General features: G+C 69.3%; 29 protein-coding genes. 2 read left to right on the top strand and 27 right to left on the bottom strand.

Annotation, left to right across the window (positions count from 1 at the left end):
• Positions 1-6 precede the first annotated feature (6 nt).
• The 13 genes from AW271_RS12750 to AW271_RS12690 form a co-directional block, all read right to left on the bottom strand.
• Complete coding sequence (locus AW271_RS12750) at positions 7-1,065, bottom strand: hypothetical protein (protein ID WP_062336186.1); 1,059 nt, start codon at positions 1,063-1,065, stop codon at positions 7-9.
• Complete coding sequence (locus AW271_RS12745) at positions 1,062-3,152, bottom strand: hypothetical protein (protein ID WP_062336184.1); 2,091 nt, start codon at positions 3,150-3,152, stop codon at positions 1,062-1,064. Before AW271_RS12745 ends, AW271_RS12750 begins: the two co-directional genes overlap by 4 nt.
• Positions 3,153-3,166: 14 nt before the next feature.
• Positions 3,167-3,586 (bottom strand): hypothetical protein, encoded by a 420-nt coding sequence (locus tag AW271_RS12740; protein WP_062336183.1) that lies wholly within the window; start codon positions 3,584-3,586, stop codon positions 3,167-3,169.
• A gap of 1 nt (position 3,587) precedes the next feature.
• On the bottom strand, positions 3,588-3,878 hold the full coding sequence (locus AW271_RS12735; RefSeq protein WP_062336181.1) for a hypothetical protein: 291 nt from the start codon (positions 3,876-3,878) through the stop codon (positions 3,588-3,590).
• 1 nt (position 3,879) lies between these two features.
• The gene (locus AW271_RS12730) at positions 3,880-4,290 is read right to left on the bottom strand and encodes a hypothetical protein (RefSeq protein ID WP_062336179.1); all 411 of its coding nucleotides are present in this window, start codon (positions 4,288-4,290) and stop codon (positions 3,880-3,882) included.
• A gap of 60 nt (positions 4,291-4,350) precedes the next feature.
• On the bottom strand, positions 4,351-5,601 hold the full coding sequence (locus AW271_RS12725; protein ID WP_218008036.1) for a phage major capsid protein: 1,251 nt from the start codon (positions 5,599-5,601) through the stop codon (positions 4,351-4,353).
• Positions 5,602-5,667: 66 nt separating this feature from the next.
• Positions 5,668-6,456 carry an HK97 family phage prohead protease gene (locus tag AW271_RS12720; RefSeq protein WP_062336176.1) on the bottom strand — a complete coding sequence of 263 codons (789 nt, stop codon included), beginning with the start codon at positions 6,454-6,456 and terminating at the stop codon, positions 5,668-5,670.
• 1 nt (position 6,457) lies between these two features.
• Positions 6,458-7,714 carry a phage portal protein gene (locus AW271_RS12715; protein ID WP_062336174.1) on the bottom strand — a complete coding sequence of 419 codons (1,257 nt, stop codon included), beginning with the start codon at positions 7,712-7,714 and terminating at the stop codon, positions 6,458-6,460.
• Entirely contained in the window at positions 7,711-7,893 is a 183-nt protein-coding gene (locus AW271_RS12710) for a hypothetical protein (RefSeq protein WP_062336173.1), read from the bottom strand. The genes AW271_RS12715 and AW271_RS12710 overlap by 4 nt, the downstream gene beginning before the upstream one ends.
• A gap of 10 nt (positions 7,894-7,903) precedes the next feature.
• Positions 7,904-9,325 carry a terminase large subunit domain-containing protein gene (locus AW271_RS12705; RefSeq protein ID WP_169806323.1) on the bottom strand — a complete coding sequence of 474 codons (1,422 nt, stop codon included), beginning with the start codon at positions 9,323-9,325 and terminating at the stop codon, positions 7,904-7,906.
• Between the two features lie 75 nt (positions 9,326-9,400).
• On the bottom strand, positions 9,401-9,952 hold the full coding sequence (locus tag AW271_RS12700; RefSeq protein WP_500784373.1) for a phage terminase small subunit P27 family: 552 nt from the start codon (positions 9,950-9,952) through the stop codon (positions 9,401-9,403).
• Positions 9,953-9,957: 5 nt separating this feature from the next.
• Positions 9,958-10,587: a hypothetical protein gene (locus AW271_RS12695; protein WP_062336168.1), complete on the bottom strand. Its 630-nt coding sequence runs from the start codon at positions 10,585-10,587 to the stop codon at positions 9,958-9,960.
• Positions 10,588-11,556: 969 nt separating this feature from the next.
• A complete protein-coding gene (locus AW271_RS12690; protein WP_062336166.1) occupies positions 11,557-11,934 on the bottom strand; it encodes a hypothetical protein in 378 nt (125 codons plus the stop codon).
• 118 nt (positions 11,935-12,052) lie between these two features.
• On the opposite strand from AW271_RS12690, the gene AW271_RS12685 reads away from it, so the two are divergent.
• Entirely contained in the window at positions 12,053-12,457 is a 405-nt protein-coding gene (locus tag AW271_RS12685) for a hypothetical protein (RefSeq protein WP_062336164.1), read from the top strand.
• Here the strand turns inward: AW271_RS12685 and AW271_RS12680 are convergent.
• The 14 genes from AW271_RS12680 to AW271_RS38410 form a co-directional block, all read right to left on the bottom strand.
• Positions 12,429-12,680 carry a hypothetical protein gene (locus AW271_RS12680; RefSeq protein WP_062336162.1) on the bottom strand — a complete coding sequence of 84 codons (252 nt, stop codon included), beginning with the start codon at positions 12,678-12,680 and terminating at the stop codon, positions 12,429-12,431. The two genes, AW271_RS12685 and AW271_RS12680, sit on opposite strands and share 29 nt — an antisense overlap.
• A complete protein-coding gene (locus AW271_RS12675; RefSeq protein ID WP_062336160.1) occupies positions 12,677-12,910 on the bottom strand; it encodes a hypothetical protein in 234 nt (77 codons plus the stop codon). The genes AW271_RS12680 and AW271_RS12675 overlap by 4 nt, the downstream gene beginning before the upstream one ends.
• Complete coding sequence (locus AW271_RS12670; protein ID WP_062336157.1) at positions 12,903-13,283, bottom strand: hypothetical protein; 381 nt, start codon at positions 13,281-13,283, stop codon at positions 12,903-12,905. Before AW271_RS12670 ends, AW271_RS12675 begins: the two co-directional genes overlap by 8 nt.
• Complete coding sequence (locus tag AW271_RS12665; RefSeq protein WP_062336154.1) at positions 13,280-13,534, bottom strand: hypothetical protein; 255 nt, start codon at positions 13,532-13,534, stop codon at positions 13,280-13,282. The genes AW271_RS12670 and AW271_RS12665 overlap by 4 nt, the downstream gene beginning before the upstream one ends.
• Positions 13,531-13,800, bottom strand: coding sequence for a hypothetical protein (locus tag AW271_RS12660; RefSeq protein ID WP_062336152.1), 270 nt, complete (start codon positions 13,798-13,800; stop codon positions 13,531-13,533). Before AW271_RS12660 ends, AW271_RS12665 begins: the two co-directional genes overlap by 4 nt.
• Positions 13,797-14,663, bottom strand: a complete 867-nt coding sequence (locus AW271_RS12655; protein ID WP_062336149.1) for a hypothetical protein — start codon at positions 14,661-14,663, stop codon at positions 13,797-13,799. The genes AW271_RS12660 and AW271_RS12655 overlap by 4 nt, the downstream gene beginning before the upstream one ends.
• 54 nt (positions 14,664-14,717) lie before the next feature.
• Positions 14,718-15,263 carry a hypothetical protein gene (locus tag AW271_RS12650; RefSeq protein ID WP_062336148.1) on the bottom strand — a complete coding sequence of 182 codons (546 nt, stop codon included), beginning with the start codon at positions 15,261-15,263 and terminating at the stop codon, positions 14,718-14,720.
• A complete protein-coding gene (locus tag AW271_RS12645) occupies positions 15,260-15,736 on the bottom strand; it encodes a hypothetical protein (protein WP_062336146.1) in 477 nt (158 codons plus the stop codon). Before AW271_RS12645 ends, AW271_RS12650 begins: the two co-directional genes overlap by 4 nt.
• Entirely contained in the window at positions 15,733-15,978 is a 246-nt protein-coding gene (locus AW271_RS39640) for a hypothetical protein (RefSeq protein WP_062336144.1), read from the bottom strand. Before AW271_RS39640 ends, AW271_RS12645 begins: the two co-directional genes overlap by 4 nt.
• On the bottom strand, positions 15,975-16,505 hold the full coding sequence (locus AW271_RS12635; protein WP_062336142.1) for a hypothetical protein: 531 nt from the start codon (positions 16,503-16,505) through the stop codon (positions 15,975-15,977). The genes AW271_RS39640 and AW271_RS12635 overlap by 4 nt, the downstream gene beginning before the upstream one ends.
• Complete coding sequence (locus AW271_RS12630; RefSeq protein WP_062336140.1) at positions 16,502-16,768, bottom strand: helix-turn-helix domain-containing protein; 267 nt, start codon at positions 16,766-16,768, stop codon at positions 16,502-16,504. The genes AW271_RS12635 and AW271_RS12630 overlap by 4 nt, the downstream gene beginning before the upstream one ends.
• Before the next feature lie 75 nt (positions 16,769-16,843).
• Positions 16,844-17,116: a hypothetical protein gene (locus AW271_RS12625; RefSeq protein WP_062336138.1), complete on the bottom strand. Its 273-nt coding sequence runs from the start codon at positions 17,114-17,116 to the stop codon at positions 16,844-16,846.
• A gap of 22 nt (positions 17,117-17,138) precedes the next feature.
• The gene (locus AW271_RS39635; protein ID WP_157554042.1) at positions 17,139-17,300 is read right to left on the bottom strand and encodes a hypothetical protein; all 162 of its coding nucleotides are present in this window, start codon (positions 17,298-17,300) and stop codon (positions 17,139-17,141) included.
• Positions 17,297-18,100, bottom strand: a complete 804-nt coding sequence (locus tag AW271_RS38410) for a hypothetical protein (protein WP_169806321.1) — start codon at positions 18,098-18,100, stop codon at positions 17,297-17,299. Before AW271_RS38410 ends, AW271_RS39635 begins: the two co-directional genes overlap by 4 nt.
• A 110-nt stretch (positions 18,101-18,210) precedes the next feature.
• On the opposite strand from AW271_RS38410, the gene AW271_RS12615 reads away from it, so the two are divergent.
• Positions 18,211-18,528, top strand: a complete 318-nt coding sequence (locus tag AW271_RS12615) for a hypothetical protein (protein WP_062336134.1) — start codon at positions 18,211-18,213, stop codon at positions 18,526-18,528.
• Positions 18,529-18,583: the final 55 nt, after the last annotated feature.

The following is an 18,583-nucleotide window of genomic DNA, read 5'->3' as shown; positions in this document are numbered from 1 at the left end:
GGGCTCCTAGATCCGCGAGAAGTTGATCCCGTCCAAGGAGAGGAACGTGGCCGCCGTCGCGCGGCCGATCGTGACCTGTCCGGACGGATTGATGAGGCCGTGGATAGCGGTGCTCTGACCGTTCGCGAATGACACCCTGACCGTCTTCGATGGCCGGAACTGGCTGGGCAGGATGGTCATGACGTCGTTGAGGACGGTGGTCGCGACAGTGAATCGGCCGCGCATTTCGACCGTCTCCCCGGCCGCGCCGACCAGGCGCACAGCGGGCTGCCATTCCGCGTGGTCGCCGTCGACGGCCGTGTAGTCCGGGTCGTTCGACGTCAGCAGGGTCCATGCCGAGTTGGCGTGGTTCGCCGCCACGAGGTTCCCGAGGATCTCCAAGTTGCCGTTCGGCTTCGCAGCAACGAGCACCGTCGGATCGGCGCGAGTCCGCAGGACCTGGAAGATGTCAGCGGCCTGGCCGCTCAGCCCGTACAGCCTCTCGGCGGCCTCCGTCGTCTTCGCGGCTCTGGCCCTGGGGTTGCCGTTCTCGTTGAGCCACCATGTCGGCTGTGAATCCTGGAGGACCTCCAGGAGGTTCGCAGAGTCGTCCGGGTCCGTCGACGCAGCGGACGGGGCGACCAAGGTGATCAGCGTGGTCAGGTCATTCGGGCTGGTCATCGTCAGCCGGGCCAGAGTGAGCAGCGCCTGCAGGGTGATGGGGCCGGTCACCGTGCCGCCGGTCTTGGCCAGCAGGTCGGCCCGCAGGGCAACCTCGAGCGCGCTGACGAGCCCGCTGGCGTGGGCGCGATCCTCGTGTGGGTCGTCGTCGCCCTCGTGGTCGGTGATCTCGTTGGCGGCCGTACCGACCGCATCGGCCCCGACGTCTCCGGCGTCCAGGACGACGACGCCGGACTGCCCGTTGACGCTGGCCACCGCGCCGCCCGGCCCGCCACCGCCGCCGGGGATCTGCTCGGCCGGGATCAGCCCGTCCTCGTCGAGCGGGCCGGCCGGGCCGCCCGGCTGGCCGACAGCGTCGGCCGACACCTTCGTCGGGTCTCCCGACGTGTAGCCCGTCGTGCTCACTCGACACCCCCACGAAGTTTCGCCAGCGGCTCGGCAGCCGACGCCAGACCAGCAGCAGCCGCAGCGGCCGACCGCAGACGGCCCACCTGACCGATCCCCGACGCCGCGATCACCCCGGCCACCGACACCTGCACAGCCGGGAGCGAGGCGGCCAACACACCGGTGACGTCATGCAGCGCGGTCACGGACACCACGACCGCAGGGAGGGCGGCGTCGAGCTCGCCCCGGACGGCGACCCCGCCCGATGCCTCGACCACCACCGCCGGAAGCAACGCCCCCAGCGCGCCCGCCACGATCGCCTCAGCCTCCGCAGCGACCTGCACAGCCGGCAGCAGCGCATCCACCGAACCGGCCACCGTGACCGAACCGGCAGCGGCGACCTGCACGGCGGGCAGCACCAGGTCGAGAGCACCCTCAACAGGCTCGCCCTGGACACTGCCCGCCACCCCGACCTGAACGGCCGGGAGCAGGACGTCGGCCGCGCCCGACACGACGACCTGGCCCGCAGCGACCACCTGAACGGCGGGCAGCTGGACGTCGAGCGCCCCCACGACGCCCCCGCCAACCACTCCCGCCGCGGCGACGACGACAACCGGAAGCGCCGCATCGACGACCGCATCGACGGAGACCTCGCCAGCCACCCCGACCGAAACAGCAGGAAGAACGGCGGACAGCTCACCTGCGACCGCCACCTTGCTGGCGGCGTCCACCACCACCGCAGGCAGGCTGGCGTCGATCGTCCCGACGGCCGAAACAGCCCCAGAGACCTCGACCACCACTGCGGGAAGAGCCGCATCAACCACGGCCAGCGCAGTGACCGCGCCGGCCGCGTCGACAACGACCGCCGGGAGGACCCCGTCGAGGTCACCGGCAACGCCCAAGGCCCCGGCCGCCTCAACGACCACGGCCGGCAGGGCTACGGCCAGAACGCCCGCGACGCCTTCAATCTCGACTTCACCGACGACCTCGACCACGACCGCCGGCAGCTCGGCCGAGACAACACCGTCGACCTCAACCGCGGCCACAACGTCGACCTGCACGGCAGGAAGAGCCACGCCGAGTTCACCGCCGACGGCAACGGTGCCGACGGCCTCGACCTGCACGGCGGGCAACAGCGCGTCCACGACGGCCTCAACCGCGACCGCACCGGCCGCCTCAACCGTGACCGCCGGGAGCGTAGCCGCCAGCTCCCCATCGACGGAGACCTCTCCAGCAGCGTCCACGACCACTGCTGGAAGAACCGCGTCGAGGACCGCCTCGACGACGTCGGGCTCTGTCTCCTCGACGTCGCCAGCGGCCGCGACCTGAACTGCCGGAAGCGCGACGTCGGCGACGCCCGCGACCGTGACCGTCCCTGCCGCTTCCATGGTGACTGCGGGCAGAGCGACGTCGAGCACGCCAGCGACGCTCCCGCCGCCACCGGCAGGGCCTATCCAGTCGACATCGCTGAGCGCTACCTCGTCGATGTGGAACCCACTGATGCTGGCCGTGTTCGTCACGACCCCAACCCGCAAACGAGCCGGGTTGGCGCTGCCCATGTTGGTGTTGGACACCGAGAGCGTCTCGGTCGCCGTCGTCCCGTCCGGTGACGACAGGTAGAGCCGGGCCGTGATCACGCCGGTTGTCGTGCTGGAGGTGACCATGAGCTCGGCCCGCCACCAGGCGCCCGTCGGAATCGTGTTCGTGGACGTCGCGACGGCGTTGCCGATCGAGTTCAGGATCGACACCGTTCCGGCTGTGTTGAGGCGGATGCTGCCGACAACGCCATTCGCGCCGGTCAGGATGCGCAGCAGGATGATCGCCGACGACGGATTCGCTGAGAAACGGAAGTACCCGCGGCCCCACAGCGTCGCCGACGTGCCCGGAATGCCGGACGTCCACGCCGCGTAGGAGCTGCCTGAGGCGACCGTCGACACCAGGGCGGACAGAGTGCCGTGTGCCGCCTGGGCGTTGCTGTAGGCGAACGAGGCTCCGCTGTCGATGACGAGCGTGTTCCAGGCGTTTCCGCTGGCACCGCCGGAGTTGCCCGTGCTGACCGTGGTGCCGCTGCTGGGCCCGCCCTCGAAGTTGTTCGACAGAGCGGACATCGGTCACCCCCGGCTTAGGACGCGGGCACGGTGATGTTGCCGGAGGTCACCTCAACGTTCACCCCGGTACTGATGGTCGTGGTGTTGAGCGTGAGCGTCCCCCCGCCGCCGGTCGCCGTGACCGCGCCGTCGATCACGCCCAGTCCCGTGCTGCCGGCCTCCGCCGAGGTCAGCATGCGAACCCAGCCCGCCGTACCGTCAGCGATGCCCGTGTCGGTCAGCGCAGGAGTCACGTCCAGCGCCGCGACGCCGTTGACCGCATCGGCGAACGCGGGGTTGGACAGCGTGAACTCCGCCAGCAGCGTGCCGCTGGCGGACGTCGCCGGTGTCGCGGGCTGGCCGCCGGAGTAGATACGGATCACGCCGCCGTTCAGCAGGTCGGCGATGGCGTCCGCCGCCGCGTTCCGGGCGGCCGTGTTGATACGAGTCGGCATCTCAGCCCTCCTTCTTCGCCGCCGCGCGGGTGCGCCGCTTGGGCTGCTCCGGCGTCTCGGGCTCATCCGCCTCGGGGACCTCGGGGCCCGAGCCCTCCGGAGTCTCCGGCTTCGGCTGGTCTTCCGGCGTCTCGGCACCGGCGGGCGGGGCGGAGTCCTCCACGAGCTCCGCCATCCCGTGCTCGACCCACGACCGCGCCTGGCCTTCGGGCATGTCGACGACCTCGCCGCCGCCGTAGTTGACGCCGTCCCCCGAGACGGGCGTGCGGATCTTGACCTTAAGCGTCGCCACGTCAGTTCCTCACCACGGGCGCGACGCTGGGTTCGGCCAGGACGACGAACGCGCCCAGGGCGGCGCCGGTCGCCGGGGAACCGGAGACGGTGAGCACGACCCGCAGGTAGCGCCTGAGGCCGAGGTAGCCGATCTCGAAAACCTTGTTGTCGTCGGCCGCGACGATGGCCGGCTCTGCGCCCTGGAGGTAGGCGTCGGCGACGGCGGTGAAGTTGGTGCCGTCGTCGGAGTCCTGGACCTCGATGGTGTGGGTGCCGTCGGTGACGGTGCCCGCGTTGACGACCACGAGGGCGGACTGGAAGCCACAGCCGTCCTCGTTGCGGTCCACCGCGGTGCCGTTGGCGCTGGCGTTGCGCACGGCGGGGATGAGGGTCTGCTTGACCAGCAGGTTGTTGTACGCGTCTCGAGACACGCTTCAGTCCTTCCAGAAGCCCGGCGGCCCACCAGCCGCCGGGCGAGACGATCAGAGGGGTTACGACGCGGCGCCGTGCTGGAACAGGCGGAACGCGGCGGCGTCGTCGACGCGGCCGTCGAGGCGGGCGAAACCGTGGAAGCCGACCTGCAGGTAGTCGGCGTAGCGCTCTCGCAGAATCTGCAGCTGGACGTCCAGCACGCGGCGGGCCACGTAGCCCTGCCGGAAGTCACCGAACGCGATCGACTTCGCGCCCGGGGCCGGCGCGGGCATGCCGTCGTCGACGGTGTAGGACCAGCCGTTGATCGTCGCCGGGAACCCAGCGGTCGGCACCGGGACCCAGATCGGGCGCCCCTCCCCGTCCTTCAGCTTCCGCAGCAGCTTCAGCATGGAGTCGGCGAACACGTACTTGGCGTTGCCGCCCTCGCGGTAGGCCGAGTTGACCGAGTGCTCCAGGTCGATCGTGTCGTCGTAGGTGATGACCGCCGTCGCCGACACGGCGCCGGTCTTGCCGACCGTGCCGCCGACCGTGATGCCCTCCGGCTGGCCGACGCCGGTGCCGGTGCACAGGTGCGCGGCGACCGCGCGGCCGATGCGGGTGCCCAGCTTCGTCGGGAGCCAGGCTTCCAGGTTGAACTGGTTGTCCTGGAGCAGGGCCAGGCTCACCCGCACCAGCTTGCTGGTGTAAATGTGCGCGCCCAGCTTGCGCTGGCCGATCGTCAGGTCCTGCTCGCTGATCTGGGTGTTCTCGCCCAGGATGGCGCCGATGTTGGCGGTGTCGTCGTTGGTCGGCCACGGCAGGTCGTTGCCGGTGCCGGTCACGATCTCGGAGACCTGGCCCATCAGGCCGCCGAACGCGACGAGGGTCTCCGTCATCTTGTTCCGGAAGCCCTCGGGGACCAGGTAGCCGCCCGCGGAGTCGACGCCGACGCCCTGAGCGCGGACCTCACCGAAGTTCGCGGCGAGGAGCTCCCGCTGCTCGGGGGTGAGGCGGTCCAGGCCGCGCCGGATGAAGCCGTAGAACGCCTCGGAGTAGCGCTCCTGCCGGTCAGCGTCGTTGCCGCGCTGGTCGCCGTCCTGGCCGCCGCCGGCGACGATGACCTGTGACCGGTCGACGGTGTCGAGCTGGGCGGCGCGCTGGAGCCGCTCGATGTCGCTGGAGACCACGGTGAGACGGGCCTCGGCCTCGTCCCAGTTCTGCCGCTCCTCGGCGGTCAGGTCGCGGTCATCCATGCCCCGGCGCAGCTCCTGCATCCGGTTCCAGATGGTGTTCTGCTCGTCGATGAGCCGCTGTAGAGCGACCGTGCTCACGTGTGCCTCCTTGGGCATGACGACGACCCGCGCGGCAGCTGGCCGGCGGGTGCGTGGATCGGTGGGTCAGGCGGGCAGCTTCAGCCCGTAGCGGGCGGACAGCCCCCGCATGGCCAGGTCGATCTCGTCGACGCCCTTCCGAGTGGTCTCTCCCGGCTCGGAGGGCACGGCATCGCGAGTGGTCTCACCCGGCTCGCGACCGATGACCTGCAGCAGGTCCCGAAGTTCGGGACGGTGGACAGCGCGGCGTTCGACCGCGCCGACGTCGCCGCGCATGACCAGCGCGTGCGACACGCTCTTGAGTTCGGCCTCCGTGTCGACGAAGGCCGGGAAGGTGACAGCGGAGACCTCCAGGAGGCGGGCCTCCAGCACGGTCCTGAGCTCCGCCTCGAAGACGCGAATCTTGCCGTCATCTCCGAGCTCTTCTACCTCGATCAGCGACCACTGGTCCTTGACCACGTAGAAGCCGATGCTCATCCCGGTGATGTTGCCGTTCCTGAGGTTCGCCTTCAGGTCACGCACGTAGGAGAGCTCGTTGTCCATCGCGGAGTCGACGTCCAAGCCTCGGGCCGCCTGCGCCAGGTTGAGGCTCCCGGCCGAGACCCGCGACACCACGTAGTAGGAGGCGTGGTCGATCAGCATGCGCTGATCGCCCTCAGCAAGGGTCTTCGTGTAGGCCCCGAAGGAGAACTCCTCGTAGAACCCCCACGTCTTCGGGTTCCCGATCGGCGCACGCACGTTGAACGGCGAAGCCAGGCCTCGGAAGCGCTCAACGCCCTCGCCGTCGGCCCGGATCTCGGCACCGGTCGCGGCCAGCGCGAGGCTGCGCCGCTCCTCAAGCGTCACGGTGGGCATCTCAGTCCTCGTCTTCGTCGTTGTCCTGGCCGCCCTGGCCAGACGGGGCGGGCTTGTCGTCGTATGGGTCCGACCCAAGGGGGGTGTAGTTGAGCGGCTGCAGCCGCATGTCGCCACCCTCGACCGGCCCCAGGTCCTCGAGCTCGCGGATGTCGTTCGCCGAGAAGGCACCGACGTCGCGCATGACCCGGTAGAAGTCGGCGCGAGCCTGGGAGTCGCCCCGGAGCAGGCCCTCGAGCTTGTAGCGGGCCTGGACCGTGGCGCCGGTGAGTTCCTTGGTGACCCGGGCCTCGGTGAGCGCCAGCCACGTCGGGTGGAGATCGAACTTCACCCATCCGATGGCCTGCTGCTCCAGGCCGGTGCCCCAGCTCGTGCTCTTCGCCGTCAGACCGAGCAGGAAGTGCGGGACGCCGAACCAGCGGCCGATCTCCTCGACCGAGAACGTCCTCGACTCCAGGAACTGGGAGTCCCGCGCGGGCATCGTGACCGGGGTGAAGGACGCGCCGGAGTCGAGCACGGCCACGTCGTGCGCGTTGTCCAGACCGCTGCCGACGCGGGCCTTCCACCGGGCCTTCAGCGTGTCTGCCTGCTCCTTGTTGAGCCGCTGCTCGGTGGACAGGATGCCGCCCATCATGTTGCCCGAGGCGAACAGTTTGGCGCCGTACTCCTCAGCGGACAGGCCCAGGCCGATCGCGTTCCGCGCCGCGGCGATCGGGCTCAGCCCCATCAGGCCGTCGTATCCCCAGCTGGGCAGGTGAAGGATCTCGTAGGGCGTCAGCCGGTGGGTCACGCCCCAGTCGTCGGTGACGTAGAAGTACTTCCCCGATGGGTTGGCGTCGGAGGGCTTCTCCCGGTCGACGATCGCCCGATCGGGCGTGACGGGCCAGAGCTCACGGACCTGGCCGGCCCCGTTGCGCACCTTCTGCAGGTAGGCGTTGCCCCACATCGCGCGGTGAGTGTAGGCGAGCCGCCAGACTTCCAGCGCGGTGAGCTCCGGGTGGGGATCGTTCAGCAGGCGCGACGTGACCCGGTCGTGGGTGCCGTACTGGTAGGTGTGCAGGGGCACGCTGCTGCTGACGCCGGCCACCAGGCCTACGCACCGGTAGACCGCGCTCATGGCGAGCGCGCCCTTCTCCGACACCTGCTTGCCCGAGCTCGTCGTCATCCCTCCGAGCCACTCCAACAGGCTGGAGGAGGTCAGCGGAACCGACGGGTTCTCCGGGTTGCTGCGGCGCTCGAACAGGCCGAACAGGCTCACGCGGCCCTCCGGCTGTCCAGATCGGTCACCGTGGCGACCGCGCGCGGCCGGGCTGCCGACGCCCGCTCCATGGCGACCACGCCCAGCACGCCACCGATGATCAGCGCTGCCGGGACACTCCACAGCGCCACGCCGACCAGTGCCATCAGCACGAACCCGATCTCCGCAAGGATCAGCACCCGGGCCTCCTCACCACAGATTCGGGCCCTCTTCGACCAGGACGGGCACTTGGGACAGGAACAGGGCCATGACCATCGCGATGCAGGCGTCGATCTTCCGCTTGCTACGGCCCTTGCTCAGCCGCCAGCCCGAGTCGGTCTCTCGCACCGCCGCGCTGAGCACGTGGTCGGTGAGCGTGGGGTCGCCGCCGTGCAGGACCAGGCCCTCGCAGATGAGCCGGTAGGCGTCCTGGCAGGCCGGCACCATCGACGCGGCGCCCTGCGAGAACTCCGCCATCGGAAGGCCTTCGTCGAGCAGCACCTCCGCCGACCTCTGAAAGTAGGCCGGGTCGTAGGCGACGGTCAGCAGGTTCAGCTCGCGGTGCAGCTGGCGGAGATGGTTCTCGACCGCGTGAGTGTCGATGGTGTCCCCGGAGGGCTCCCAGACCTTCGAGACGACGGCCACGCGGCCGTCAGGCTGGACCTGCGACACCACGACCGCCACGCTGTCGTGCTTGAGCGCCATATCCACCGCGGCATGCGCCGGGAGGTCCGGCCGCAGCGCCACCGGCCCGTCGCCCTGGCACGCCTCCCAAGCTCCCGGCGGGAGCCACGATTCGTCGGCGCGCGTCCACTGGCCCAGGTGGTAGCGGCGGAACTCGAACTCCGGGATCTGGTAGAACCGCGCGACCACATCGTCTGTCCGCAGGAACGTCCCGGCCGCCGGGTTCGCGGCGAGCACCGCCTGGAGCAACTGCTCGGGGTCCGTCAGGTCGTACACGTCGGCCGCGCCGTAGTGGACAAACATGAACCGGGGGTCGTCCACCTCGCCGGCGTTCACGCGGTAGCCGTACAGATGCTTCCGGCCGGCCATCGTGTCCAAGTTCGACCCGGGCGTCGTCGTGTTCACCGCGATGCTGTTGGCCCGCTTGGACATGCCGTTCACGAGCACCAGGTGGACGCGCTCCTTCGGGCCCAGCCACTCGTGCAGCTCGTCGGCGCCCAGCGACGAAGGCCGCTGACCGTCGTTGGTGCCGGCCACCGCAGCGACCCGGTACGACCGGCCCGGACCGTTACGCACCACGATCTCGGTGTCGTAAGCGTCGACGTGATGCCGCAACGTCGGCGACTCCCGGCACGCGTGCTTCATGTCGCCGAACAGCAGGTCAGCCTGTTCGAAGCTGGCGGCCGCCACCGGGATCAGCGGCGACCCCTTCGGCCCGAACAGCGGCGGGCCAAGGAGCTCGAACAGCTGAATCCAGCCGTTCAGGGGCGTCTTCCCCTGCCCCTTGGGCACCTCGATCAGGGCCTCGCGGAACCGCCGCTCCCCGGTGATCGGGTTGTACTCGTACAGCCAGTAAAGGATCTGCTTCTGCCACCGCTGGAGCTTCACCGGCTGGCCGAAGTAGTCACCCTCGCCGTACACGCAGTGGCGCTCGATCCACGCGCACACGATCCGGCCGTGCGATGGCCACCCGAGAGACTTCGGCGCCGACAGCGGACGGCAGGCGACGGCCAGGCTCACCGGTCAGCCCACGTCGTCGACGACGTACCCCTCGACGACGTCGAGATCGCCTCTCGGGTCATCGTCGTCACCCCCGGAGTTCAGAAACGGCGCGTTGAGATCGGCGAGCGACTTGGCGGCCTCACCGAGGGTCACGTTGAGCGACAGCCGGGCCCGCGGGGACAGCCCGAACCGATCCTCAAGCTGGCGGATCTCGGCGCTCTGCGTCTGCATGTGCCGCAGGAGCGGGTTCATGACCTTCTGGCCCTGGCTGCCCTCGACCATGTGGCCCGTGGAGGCGACCGATCGCCGCGACCGCTCCAGGTCGTCGTAAAGCCAGAACAGGCGCTCCAGGGCGGGCAGGTCGGAGACGGCGTCGACGAGCCTGGCCACGGGCGTCGCCCAGTACGCCACCCACCGGTCCTTGGTGACCTTGAGCAGGTAGCTGGGTGCCGGAGGATGAGGTGGCTGAACGTTCACCTCGACCTGGACCTCTTGCACGACCTCGAGCGGTGCCGGCGCGTTGCGCCTCTGGCGCTTCGACGGGTCCTTCGGCGCCGGGCCACGACCGGCCACCGGCCTCACCCCCCGCTCTTCACGACCTCGTCACGCTCATCCGGCTCGTAGGCCGCGAACCAGGACCGCACATATCCCCACCACGCCTCCGGCCGCTCCCCCATCGCCCGCCGCAGACACACCTCCTCAGGGGCCAGGACCATGACCACCCGGGCCGCGTACCGACGCCGATAGCGGTCCCGGTCGGCCTTCGTGGCGGCCGTCGCGAGCACCCACACCCGCTTCACGTCGTGGTTGCCGAGCACAAGCCGGTCGAGCACCGCGTCCCGGGCCTCGGTCACGATCGGCCGGTGCGAGGCGAGGTGCTGATAGAGCTCCCGGCCGGGCACCTGCAGCGCCTGGGCAAGCGCGTCATAGTCGACGACCAGGTCGGACGGCAGCGCATTCGCCCGGACGTACGCCGACTTCCCGGCGCACGGCGGGCCGGCCACCAGCGTCACCACCAGGCCGGGCACGTTCGGCGCGTCGAGCTCGGCTCGCCGGGCCGAATTGCAGGTCCTGCACAGCACCCGCAGCGGGCCGTTCTCCGCTCCCCCGCGCCCCGGCGGCAGGATGTGGTCGGCAGTCAGGTCGTCGGCAGGATGCGACGGCCGCTCCCAGCCCGGACACACCGCCCCGAACTGCTCGACGTGCACCCGTACCGTGTCGGCCCTGCGGTTCCGTTCCTGCCTGCCGTATCCTGGGCGACGCGATGGACGCGGGCCCCGCGAAGTCGCCGGAGAGCACCTCGGGCAGGTGCCCGTCACCCGTTGGCGGCACCCTGGGCAGATCTTCGGCATCTGGACCACGGCCGCCCGCCCATCACATAGCGTAACTGGTCACAATCTGTGACTGACTACGCTCCGTCACTCCAGACCCGTACAGAAAAAAAGCGAGCTGCTCGCGGGGTCCCCGTAGGCCAGGTCCCGAACTTTTGACCCGCCCCCGACCTGCGCAGATGTATTTGTGCAGGTCAGAGCCTTGATTACTCTCCGGGGCGGCGTACAGGCGGCTCGCGTCCGTCGCTCCGGAAGCGTTGGCGATCTTGAGCCGATCACACCCCGTGAGATCGCTGCAATCCACGATCAATCACACAGCGTGAGATCTAGCGGAATGTAACCGTGGGTGGGGGGCGGGGGTACCCCAGAAACAGAGCAACCCCGTGGAATGGACACACGGGGACTTGCTGCAGATTATGCTTCGCCGCTGGTCAGAGCGTCAAGCCGCCTGGCCGGCCCGGCGTGGCGGGACGATGCCGGAGCCTGCGCACGGGAGCTCATGCCAATCCCACTGGCTGGTGCGCCCGGAGCCATGCCGGGTGATGCGTCCCTCGGAGGCCCATCGGTGCAGGGTTCCGGCCGGACGGCCGGTCCAGGCCATGGCCTCTACGAGGCCGATCAGATGGGGTGTGTGGGGGTCGTAGGCCATGGGTTCAGTATGCGTCCGTACCCGCCCTGGGACGGGGGCCGCCTAGACTGGGATGGCACCTGTTGGGGTGTGAATCTGTGGGACCGGCGAGGCTCTGACCTTGGCGCATAGCGCCACTCGCCGGTCCCGTTTTGCGTCTTCAGCAGCTCGTGAGGAGAGAGGGGTCGCCCCCGCCTGGCTGGCGGGGGCGGGGTGGCTCAGTCCGTTTCGGGGCGGAGCCGAGGGGCGAGGACCTGGTGGAGGGATTCGATTCGCACCAGCGTGTAGGCGATCGATTCGTACTGCCAGGCGCTCGCGGTGAGCGTTTCGCGGCGGTCCATCGCGTGTTCCCAGATGGTGTAGCCGTCGAGCCATTCCAGGAGGAGCCTCACCAGCAGGCTGCTGGTGGTCTCGTCGAGGGGAAGGTCTCGGACTGCGATCCGGGCCCTGTCGATGGCCTGTGCGCCCTGTTCTCCGGTCCAGTCGTTGCCGACCGGGGGGAGCTCGATTGCCAGGGGCAGCCACCCGAGGGTCTTGCTGATGAGCACGTAGGCCCCCAGCAGGAGTTCCCCGAAGTGGTCGAGCGGGTCGCTCATGTCTCTCCTCTGTTGAGTTGTGAATCTGCTTGTCGTCCGGGGCTCTGACCTCCCTGCCGACTTCTCTATTATGGCACTATCTATTGCAGCTTCGCAATAGTTCTGACATGCTCAATCCATGGAAGCGAACCGAGATGAGCAGCTGATCACCGCCGCGACCACCATCGGCCGACTCCTGGGGATCGACCTCGGGAAACTGCACGACACCACGCTCACCGCGACCGCCGAGCAGCCCGACCGGCCCTACAGCGACGCATTGCTCATGGCCCTGTACGAGCTCGCCCCGGCCAGCCCGCCAGCTCCCGACGTGGTGGGCATGGCCGAGGTCGGCGAGATCCTCGGAGTCTCCCGGGCCCGCGCGGCGAAAATCGCTGAGACGGACGGGGCGTTCCCCGCGCCGGTATACGACCTGGCGGCCGGGAAGCTCTGGGCGCGGGCCGCCATAGTGGCCTACGCGCCGACGCGGAACACGAAGGGCGGCCGGCCCCGGAAGGCTACTGACGAGGATCGTTCAGGAGAGTGAAGCCGTCGGCGTCGTTCTCGCCGATCATGTGGACGGCGAAGGTCCGGCCGGGCAGTTCCCCTGTCGGCAGCCCGGCCTGCTGGGCGATACGAGCCGAGGGAACGCGTAGGGGCGCGGTGGCGGGGTGGCGCGAGGTGACGAGTTCGGAGTCGTCGCCGACGTTGAGCAGCACCCGGGCCTGACCGGGCGGGATGGGGTCGGCGGTGCGGCGGAGCTGGCTCATGGGGTCATTCTGCCTTTCTCGGCGAGGACGTCGTCTGCGGCGGAGCTGAGCATCGCGGCGGCGGTCGACAGCTCGCGCAGCTGCTCGGGGGTCATCCGCGCAAGCGTGATCTGTAGCCGTTCCAGGTTGCCTCGGTAGGCCCAGTTCATGGCGGCTTGAGCTTCGAGGACATGACTCAGTCGGGCGAGGCTCTCGGAGATGCCTTTCAGCGGTTCTGGCTCTTCAGCCACGACGTCCTCCGGCGAAGTGAGCGATCGCCGACTCCATGCACGGGCGGCACATCGCGACGTCGACCCGGACGCCGGGCGGCGAATCGAACGGCAGGGTTCCGACGGCGTCGCCTTCGCAGATCCCGAGATGGTCGTAAAACCCGCAGAGGCAGTGGCACGGCTTGGAGCGCTCGATCTCGCCGCGCTCCATCGCCGCGATCCACGCCTTCCCCTCGGGCGAGTTGGCCCATTCGAGGAGTTCGGGCATGCCGGGGGCGTTGACGATCTGGTGGAAGGCCCGACCTAAGGACTCGACGACGGGCTGGAAGGCCTTGCCGATCTCCGCAAAGGCCCTGTTGAGGTCACCGTAGAAGTCGGGCTGACGGTCCGTCATGGCGTGGTCCTTTCGCGCTTGAGCTCGCCCGCGAGCGCCTCGGTGAGCCGGTCGCGCAGGAGCGCGGCGGCTTCGTGGGACAGCAGCAGGCGCACGTTCACGATGCTGTCGTCGTCCACGGCCAGCCGGATGTGTTCATCCATTCCGCTGGTGGCGATGCCGAGCCGGACGGTCGGCAGGTCATCTTCCAGCCCGTCGTGCGCTGCCAGGATGTCCGGGCCGCCGATGCCGACGTTTCCCCAGATGCTCATAGCCGCCACCCCTCACGGCCCCCGGCGATTAGCCCGTCGGACTTCCTCATGGATCGTGCGTCAACGCGCTGCTCGTCATCGTCAGCCCATGCGTTCAGGTCTGCGGCGAGTTCGCGCACCTGTTCGCGGGTGAGTTCGATGTACGCCTCGGCTGGCCCTTCGTCGACGCCGATGCGGAGCGGATTGCCCTCATAGCCGTGGGACAGGGTGAGGTGGTTGTCTACGCCGTGTTCTCTGAACGTCTTGAAGGTGTTCCAGATGCTCACTGGGCCGCCTTCCGTCCTGCTCGGGTCATGAGGTCCACCCACCCGAGTTTGCTCCAGGTGGCCCCGCACCCGGGGTAGCTGACGGGCATCGGGTCTTCCATGTGCTCGCGCGGGCCGATGACGGAGCCGAGGCCGGCGCACCAAACGAGGCTCTCGTCGTCGGCGCGGGTGCGCAGCCGGCCGCCGCACTCCGGGCACGACCATGAGACGAGCTCGATCACGCGGGCGTCGTAGCCCAGCAGGGTGCGCGCGGCGACGACCCAGGTGCGGACGCGGCCGAGTGCCCAGCGGGCGAGGTCGTCGTCTTCGGTTTGGGCGACGAGGGCGACCATGTGGTGGAGTCGGCCGCCGACGCTGACGCGGCCGGAGCCGACGGTGAGCTGGAAAACCCGGCTGTAGAGGTGGGTGTAGACCTGGGCGACTTCGGAGGCGATCTGGTCGGCCAGGAGGAGCGCGGGGGTGACGGGTTCGCGGGATCCGTAGCCGCCGCCTCGGGTGGCGGAGAGCGCGCCGTCGGCGTCCCAGCCGGGGCTACCGGACGGGGTGGCGGCCCCAACTTCGGCGAAGCTGGCGGCCTGGTGGGTGGTTGTCGTGCTCTTGTGGCCCGTGCGGATCACGCGGGCCGGCTTGCCCGGGATGGTGGTGGGCACGGTCGTCAGGAGGTCCTCGACGAGCCAGGCGTGGCGGCTGCGGCCGGTGGTTGCGCCGAGTTGCGGGAGCAGGCCGGGGTCGCGGCGGGTGACGATGCGCTGCTCGGGTCGGCGGCCGTGGGCGCCCTTCCGGTATTCGGTCCATTCCACGCGGACGGTGACCTCGTCCAGCAGCTGGCGGACGTAGTCGGCGAGGTGTTCGGCGTGCGTCAACGTGGCCTTCCTGATGGTGTGGGGTTGATCTCTCGCTGCTGTGGTGAGGCGCGGTCAGCCGTCGTAGTCGCCGGGCGCTCCGTTGGAAAGCGGGGGCACAAGTGGCGCTGGGGTGTGCTTTCGCTGGCGGTGTTCGGCTTCGAGGCGCTTGAGGGCTTCACCGAACGGCAGCAGGCCGGCCTCGCCGAGGATCGCCTTCGCGATGTCGTCGGCGTACTGCACGGCGACGCCGTGGGGGCTACACCAGGTGCGCATGTCGAGGGCGAGCTTGGTGACCCGGGCGACGGCGGCCTGGGCGATATCGAGGCCGCCGACCGTCTGCGGAGCATGTTCGGTCGGGGTGGTGTCGTCGAGGGCGCGGATGGTGGCGCAGGGCCAGTCGGGGGTGAGGTAGGGGTCGCCCTGGTCGCAGCCTTCGCACTTCGGGCGGGCGTCGCCGGTGTCGATCCAGGCGTGCCCTTCTGGGGGCTGCTCCGGCGTGTGGAGGTCGCGGACGCGCTGGATCGCCGCCAGGGCGATGTCGAGCTCGCTGAGGACTTCAGGGGCTGGCTTGGGCGGGGTGTAGACCGTGCGGTCCGTGATCCATCGGCGGGTCGTCATCGCTGCGGCTCCCGGGTGGCGGGGATGGTGGTGGCGTCGGCGAGGGTGGCCTTCTGGCCGTTGAGCGCGGCGGTGACCTCGTTGCAGACCATGGCGATGAGCGCGCTGGAGAGCTGCTCCTCCGGCGTGGCATCGGTGGCTGCTCTGCTGGCGTCGCGCCAGCTTTCGGCCACGCGGAGCGCGTTGGTGATGCGCTGTTCGGCGTCGGCGGCCTGGATCGCGTAGTCGGTGGCTTCGTCCGCGGTGTGCATCCACCGGTCGGCGCAGTAGGTGGCGTGGTCGTGCTCGCGCTGGAGGTCGGCCATGGCGGCGTCCCACTCGGGGGTGTGGACGATGCCGCGGCCGCGTTCAGCGTTGTAGCGGGCGAGGGTGTCGGGGGCGTCGTTGAGGATGACGACCTGCCCGTAGCCGTTCGGCACGGTGTGGCTGAACTCGAAGACGGGCAACTTGGGACGGCGGCGGAAGAGGTTCATCGGGGCGGGCCTTTCGGGACGCGGGGGTCGACGAGCATGGCGAGCAGGACTGCGGCGATGGCGGGGTCGTCGTGGCGTCCTCGGGTACATAGCGCGCAGATCTGGACGCCCTCCCCGATGACGGCGGGTTCGATGCCTTCGTAGTTGTCGAGCTCTGGGGCGGGGCAGCACGGGCATCCGCCGGCGGCCCAGTTGGCTCGCGCGATGGCGGCTTCTTCGAGGGTCCAGGTGCGGGCGATCACGGCTGTGCCTGCGCGGCGGGGATGGTGGTGCCGTCGGGGAGCCGGGTTTCCAGGCCGTTGAGGACGTCGACGACCTCGCCGCTGATAGTGGTCCAGTTGGCGGCCTCGTCGGAGCCGAGCACGGCCTTTACGTGCCGCTCCCAGGTTTCGGCGGCGCGGATGGCGTTGGTGATGCGCTGCTCAGGGTCTCCTTGGCGGTTGAGCCACTTCATGCCGTCGTCGGCTTCGTGGAGGCCTTCGTGCCGGACGGGGTGGCGGCAGAACCAGAACCGGTTGTCGCCCTTGAGGATGCCTCGGGTGGTGGAGTCACAGCGGGGCGCGGTGGCCTGCTCGCGGAGTCGGTCGCGTTCGGCGGTGACGGCGATGAGGCGGCCTTTGCGGTCACCGGAGTGGAGGTTGAGGGCAGCGGCGATGAGCATGAGGGTCGCGATGTATGCCTGTCCGGAGGCGAAGTTCCAGACGCTGGCGAGGGTCCAGAGGGCGCCGAGGCTGAGCTCGCCAGCCGGGATGCGGCGGAGGATCTTCACGAGGACTTCCTTGTGGAGGCTGGTGTGAGCAGTTCTGCGGGGGTGGTGTCGAGCGCTGCGGCGAGCGCGACGAGGTCGTCGACGTCGACCCGTCGCTGCCCGAGTTCGATGCGGCTGAGGAGCTGCTGAGTGGCGTAGTGGCCCTGCAGTTGGAGGCGGGCGACGACGCCTTCGTAGGAGAGCCCGAGGGTCGCTCGTCGTGCGCGGATGTTGGCGGCTACGGCTCGAGCGGTGGGACCGAGTGGAGTGAGGCGGGCGATCAAGGGGCGCTCCGGAGGGCTGTGATCTTCGGTGGGGCAATGTGCGGTGGTGGTGCAGGGGATCTTGAGGACGAGGTCTCAGGTGTGATCTGAGGGCCGTGCAGCAGGCTGCTCTTCGGCTCCGAGTTGGGCCAGGCGCGGGATGAGGTCGCGCATCGCCCAGACGATCTCCTTGTCGGCTCCGGCCCGGGTGATGGTCGCGTTGCAGAACGAGGCGTAGCCGCTGTTGGGGTTGCGGACGACGAACTGGACGTCGATGGCAGCGTGGGGGGCCTGGATGTTCAGTGAGGCACGGTCGTAGTTTTCGCGGCCGTCCACCTTGAGCCCTGCGACCTCGGCGGCGGCGCGCACTTTCTTGACGGCAGCTCGTGGATCACGCACGGCCAGCCCGCCATTCGTCGAGCGTGATGCCGTCGCGGACACGGCCGTAGAGGATGTCGAGGGCGAGTTCCTTCAGCTCGGCTTCGTCCTCAGGGGTCTCGGCTTCGTAGGTGATGGCAATCTCGTCGTCCTCGACCTCGATGGTCTCTTTCACGTCTGGGGTCCTTCCGGGGTCGCGGCCAGCCGACGGTCGAGCGCTTCGATCCACGCCACGGAGACGGCGGCCACCTGGAGCAGCTCGGCGCGTAGCTGGGCCGGGTCTGACTCGACGAGCGCTTCGTAGACCTCCTCGAGGAGCACGCCGTCCCACGCGACATGGGTGTGGGGCTCGTCGGGGTGGCCGAAGCATCGGCCAGGACTGCGGGAAGGCGTCGCGCGTTCAGCGTTGACGTTCTTCCAGCACTCGGCGCGGAAGGCGTAGTGGTGGCGGGTGGCGACGTCGATGTCTCGCGGGTCGAGGTCGGGGTGGTTCTGCTCGCCCCAGCGCTCGTCTTGGCGGCGGCGTTCGTCGCGGATCTCCTGCTCGACGCGGCTGAGGCCGGCGGTCTCGATCAGGACCTGCTTGGCGTACATGGCGCCGTCGAGGAGCTCCTCGTACAGATCGCGGAGACCGTTGCGTCCGTTGTGGGGCTGGAGCGCGGTGCCGTATCGCTGGATGCCGAGCCGGCGTCGAGCCTCGATGTCGGAGATGACGAGCGACTGGATGTCAGTGTGGTCGTTCGGGACCGGCAGCGGTTGATCTTCGGGGCGCTGCTTGAGTTCCGGCATGGGCCAGCCGAAGGTCAGCGATTCTGCCTGCATCCGGTTAAGGCCGTGGGTCGTCGTGAGGTGTGAATAGATGTCTGCGGCCGTCTCATACGTTTTCAACGGCTGCGCGGTGAAAGTCTCCCGGCATTCATCGATTGGGCATTCCCGGAGTTCGGTGTCGTTCGGTGTGATGTCGCGGTTGTCCATGGCGTTCCTTTTCAGAATGGGGGTTTTTCGGGGAGTGGCTGTTTTCGGTATGAGGCGATGAGGTTGATGGGTGGTCCGCCAGCGTTGAGGTGCTGGGTGGGGGTGCATTCGTGGGTAGCGACGACTTGGTGGCGTCGGGGGGCTCGGAGCCGGAAGGTGCAGCGCCAGATGAGGTAGGGCCGGCGTGGGAGTCCCATGAGGTGGAGGTCGTAGGTGTGGCGGCCGCCGAGGAGGGCGAGGAGTTCGTCTTCGGGGGCGAGGGGGGCGGGGTCGGCTCGGATCAGTTGGCCGCCGTCGTAGCCCTCCAGGACGGTTCGGGCGCATCGCCGGCAGCCGACGAGGGCGGCGGCTGTGGAGATCAGGTGGCCGCTCATCCGGAGGGCCTTCCCAGACCCCGGGTGACAGGTGACAGGTTCGCTCCGTATTGACGGCCCACATGCGCGCGCGTTATGCGCGCGTACGTATGCGCGCACATACACGCGC

Origin of the sequence: Herbidospora sakaeratensis (genome assembly GCF_001570525.1) — a bacterium.
GTDB classification, from domain to species: Bacteria; Actinomycetota; Actinomycetes; order Streptosporangiales; family Streptosporangiaceae; genus Herbidospora; species Herbidospora sakaeratensis.
The sequence above is the reverse complement of the archived record's forward strand: the minus strand, read 5'-3'. Positions and strand labels throughout refer to the sequence as shown.

Excerpts from the sequence above, each read along its gene's own strand:
- AW271_RS12745 (WP_062336184.1), bottom strand. The coding sequence starts at position 3,152 with ATGTCCGCTCTGTCGAACAACTTCGAGGGCGGGCCCAGCAGCGGCACC.
- AW271_RS12645 (WP_062336146.1), bottom strand. The coding sequence starts at position 15,736 with ATGAACCTCTTCCGCCGCCGTCCCAAGTTGCCCGTCTTCGAGTTCAGC.
- AW271_RS12650 (WP_062336148.1), bottom strand. The coding sequence starts at position 15,263 with ATGACGACCCGCCGATGGATCACGGACCGCACGGTCTACACCCCGCCC.
- AW271_RS12670 (WP_062336157.1), bottom strand. The coding sequence starts at position 13,283 with ATGACGGACCGTCAGCCCGACTTCTACGGTGACCTCAACAGGGCCTTT.
- AW271_RS12665 (WP_062336154.1), bottom strand. The coding sequence starts at position 13,534 with ATGAGCATCTGGGGAAACGTCGGCATCGGCGGCCCGGACATCCTGGCA.
- AW271_RS38410 (WP_169806321.1), bottom strand. The coding sequence starts at position 18,100 with ATGGACAACCGCGACATCACACCGAACGACACCGAACTCCGGGAATGC.
- AW271_RS12740 (WP_062336183.1), bottom strand. The coding sequence starts at position 3,586 with ATGCCGACTCGTATCAACACGGCCGCCCGGAACGCGGCGGCGGACGCC.
- AW271_RS12685 (WP_062336164.1), top strand. The coding sequence starts at position 12,053 with ATGGAAGCGAACCGAGATGAGCAGCTGATCACCGCCGCGACCACCATC.
- AW271_RS12680 (WP_062336162.1), bottom strand. The coding sequence starts at position 12,680 with ATGAGCCAGCTCCGCCGCACCGCCGACCCCATCCCGCCCGGTCAGGCC.
- AW271_RS12720 (WP_062336176.1), bottom strand. The coding sequence starts at position 6,456 with ATGCCCACCGTGACGCTTGAGGAGCGGCGCAGCCTCGCGCTGGCCGCG.
- AW271_RS12690 (WP_062336166.1), bottom strand. The coding sequence starts at position 11,934 with ATGAGCGACCCGCTCGACCACTTCGGGGAACTCCTGCTGGGGGCCTAC.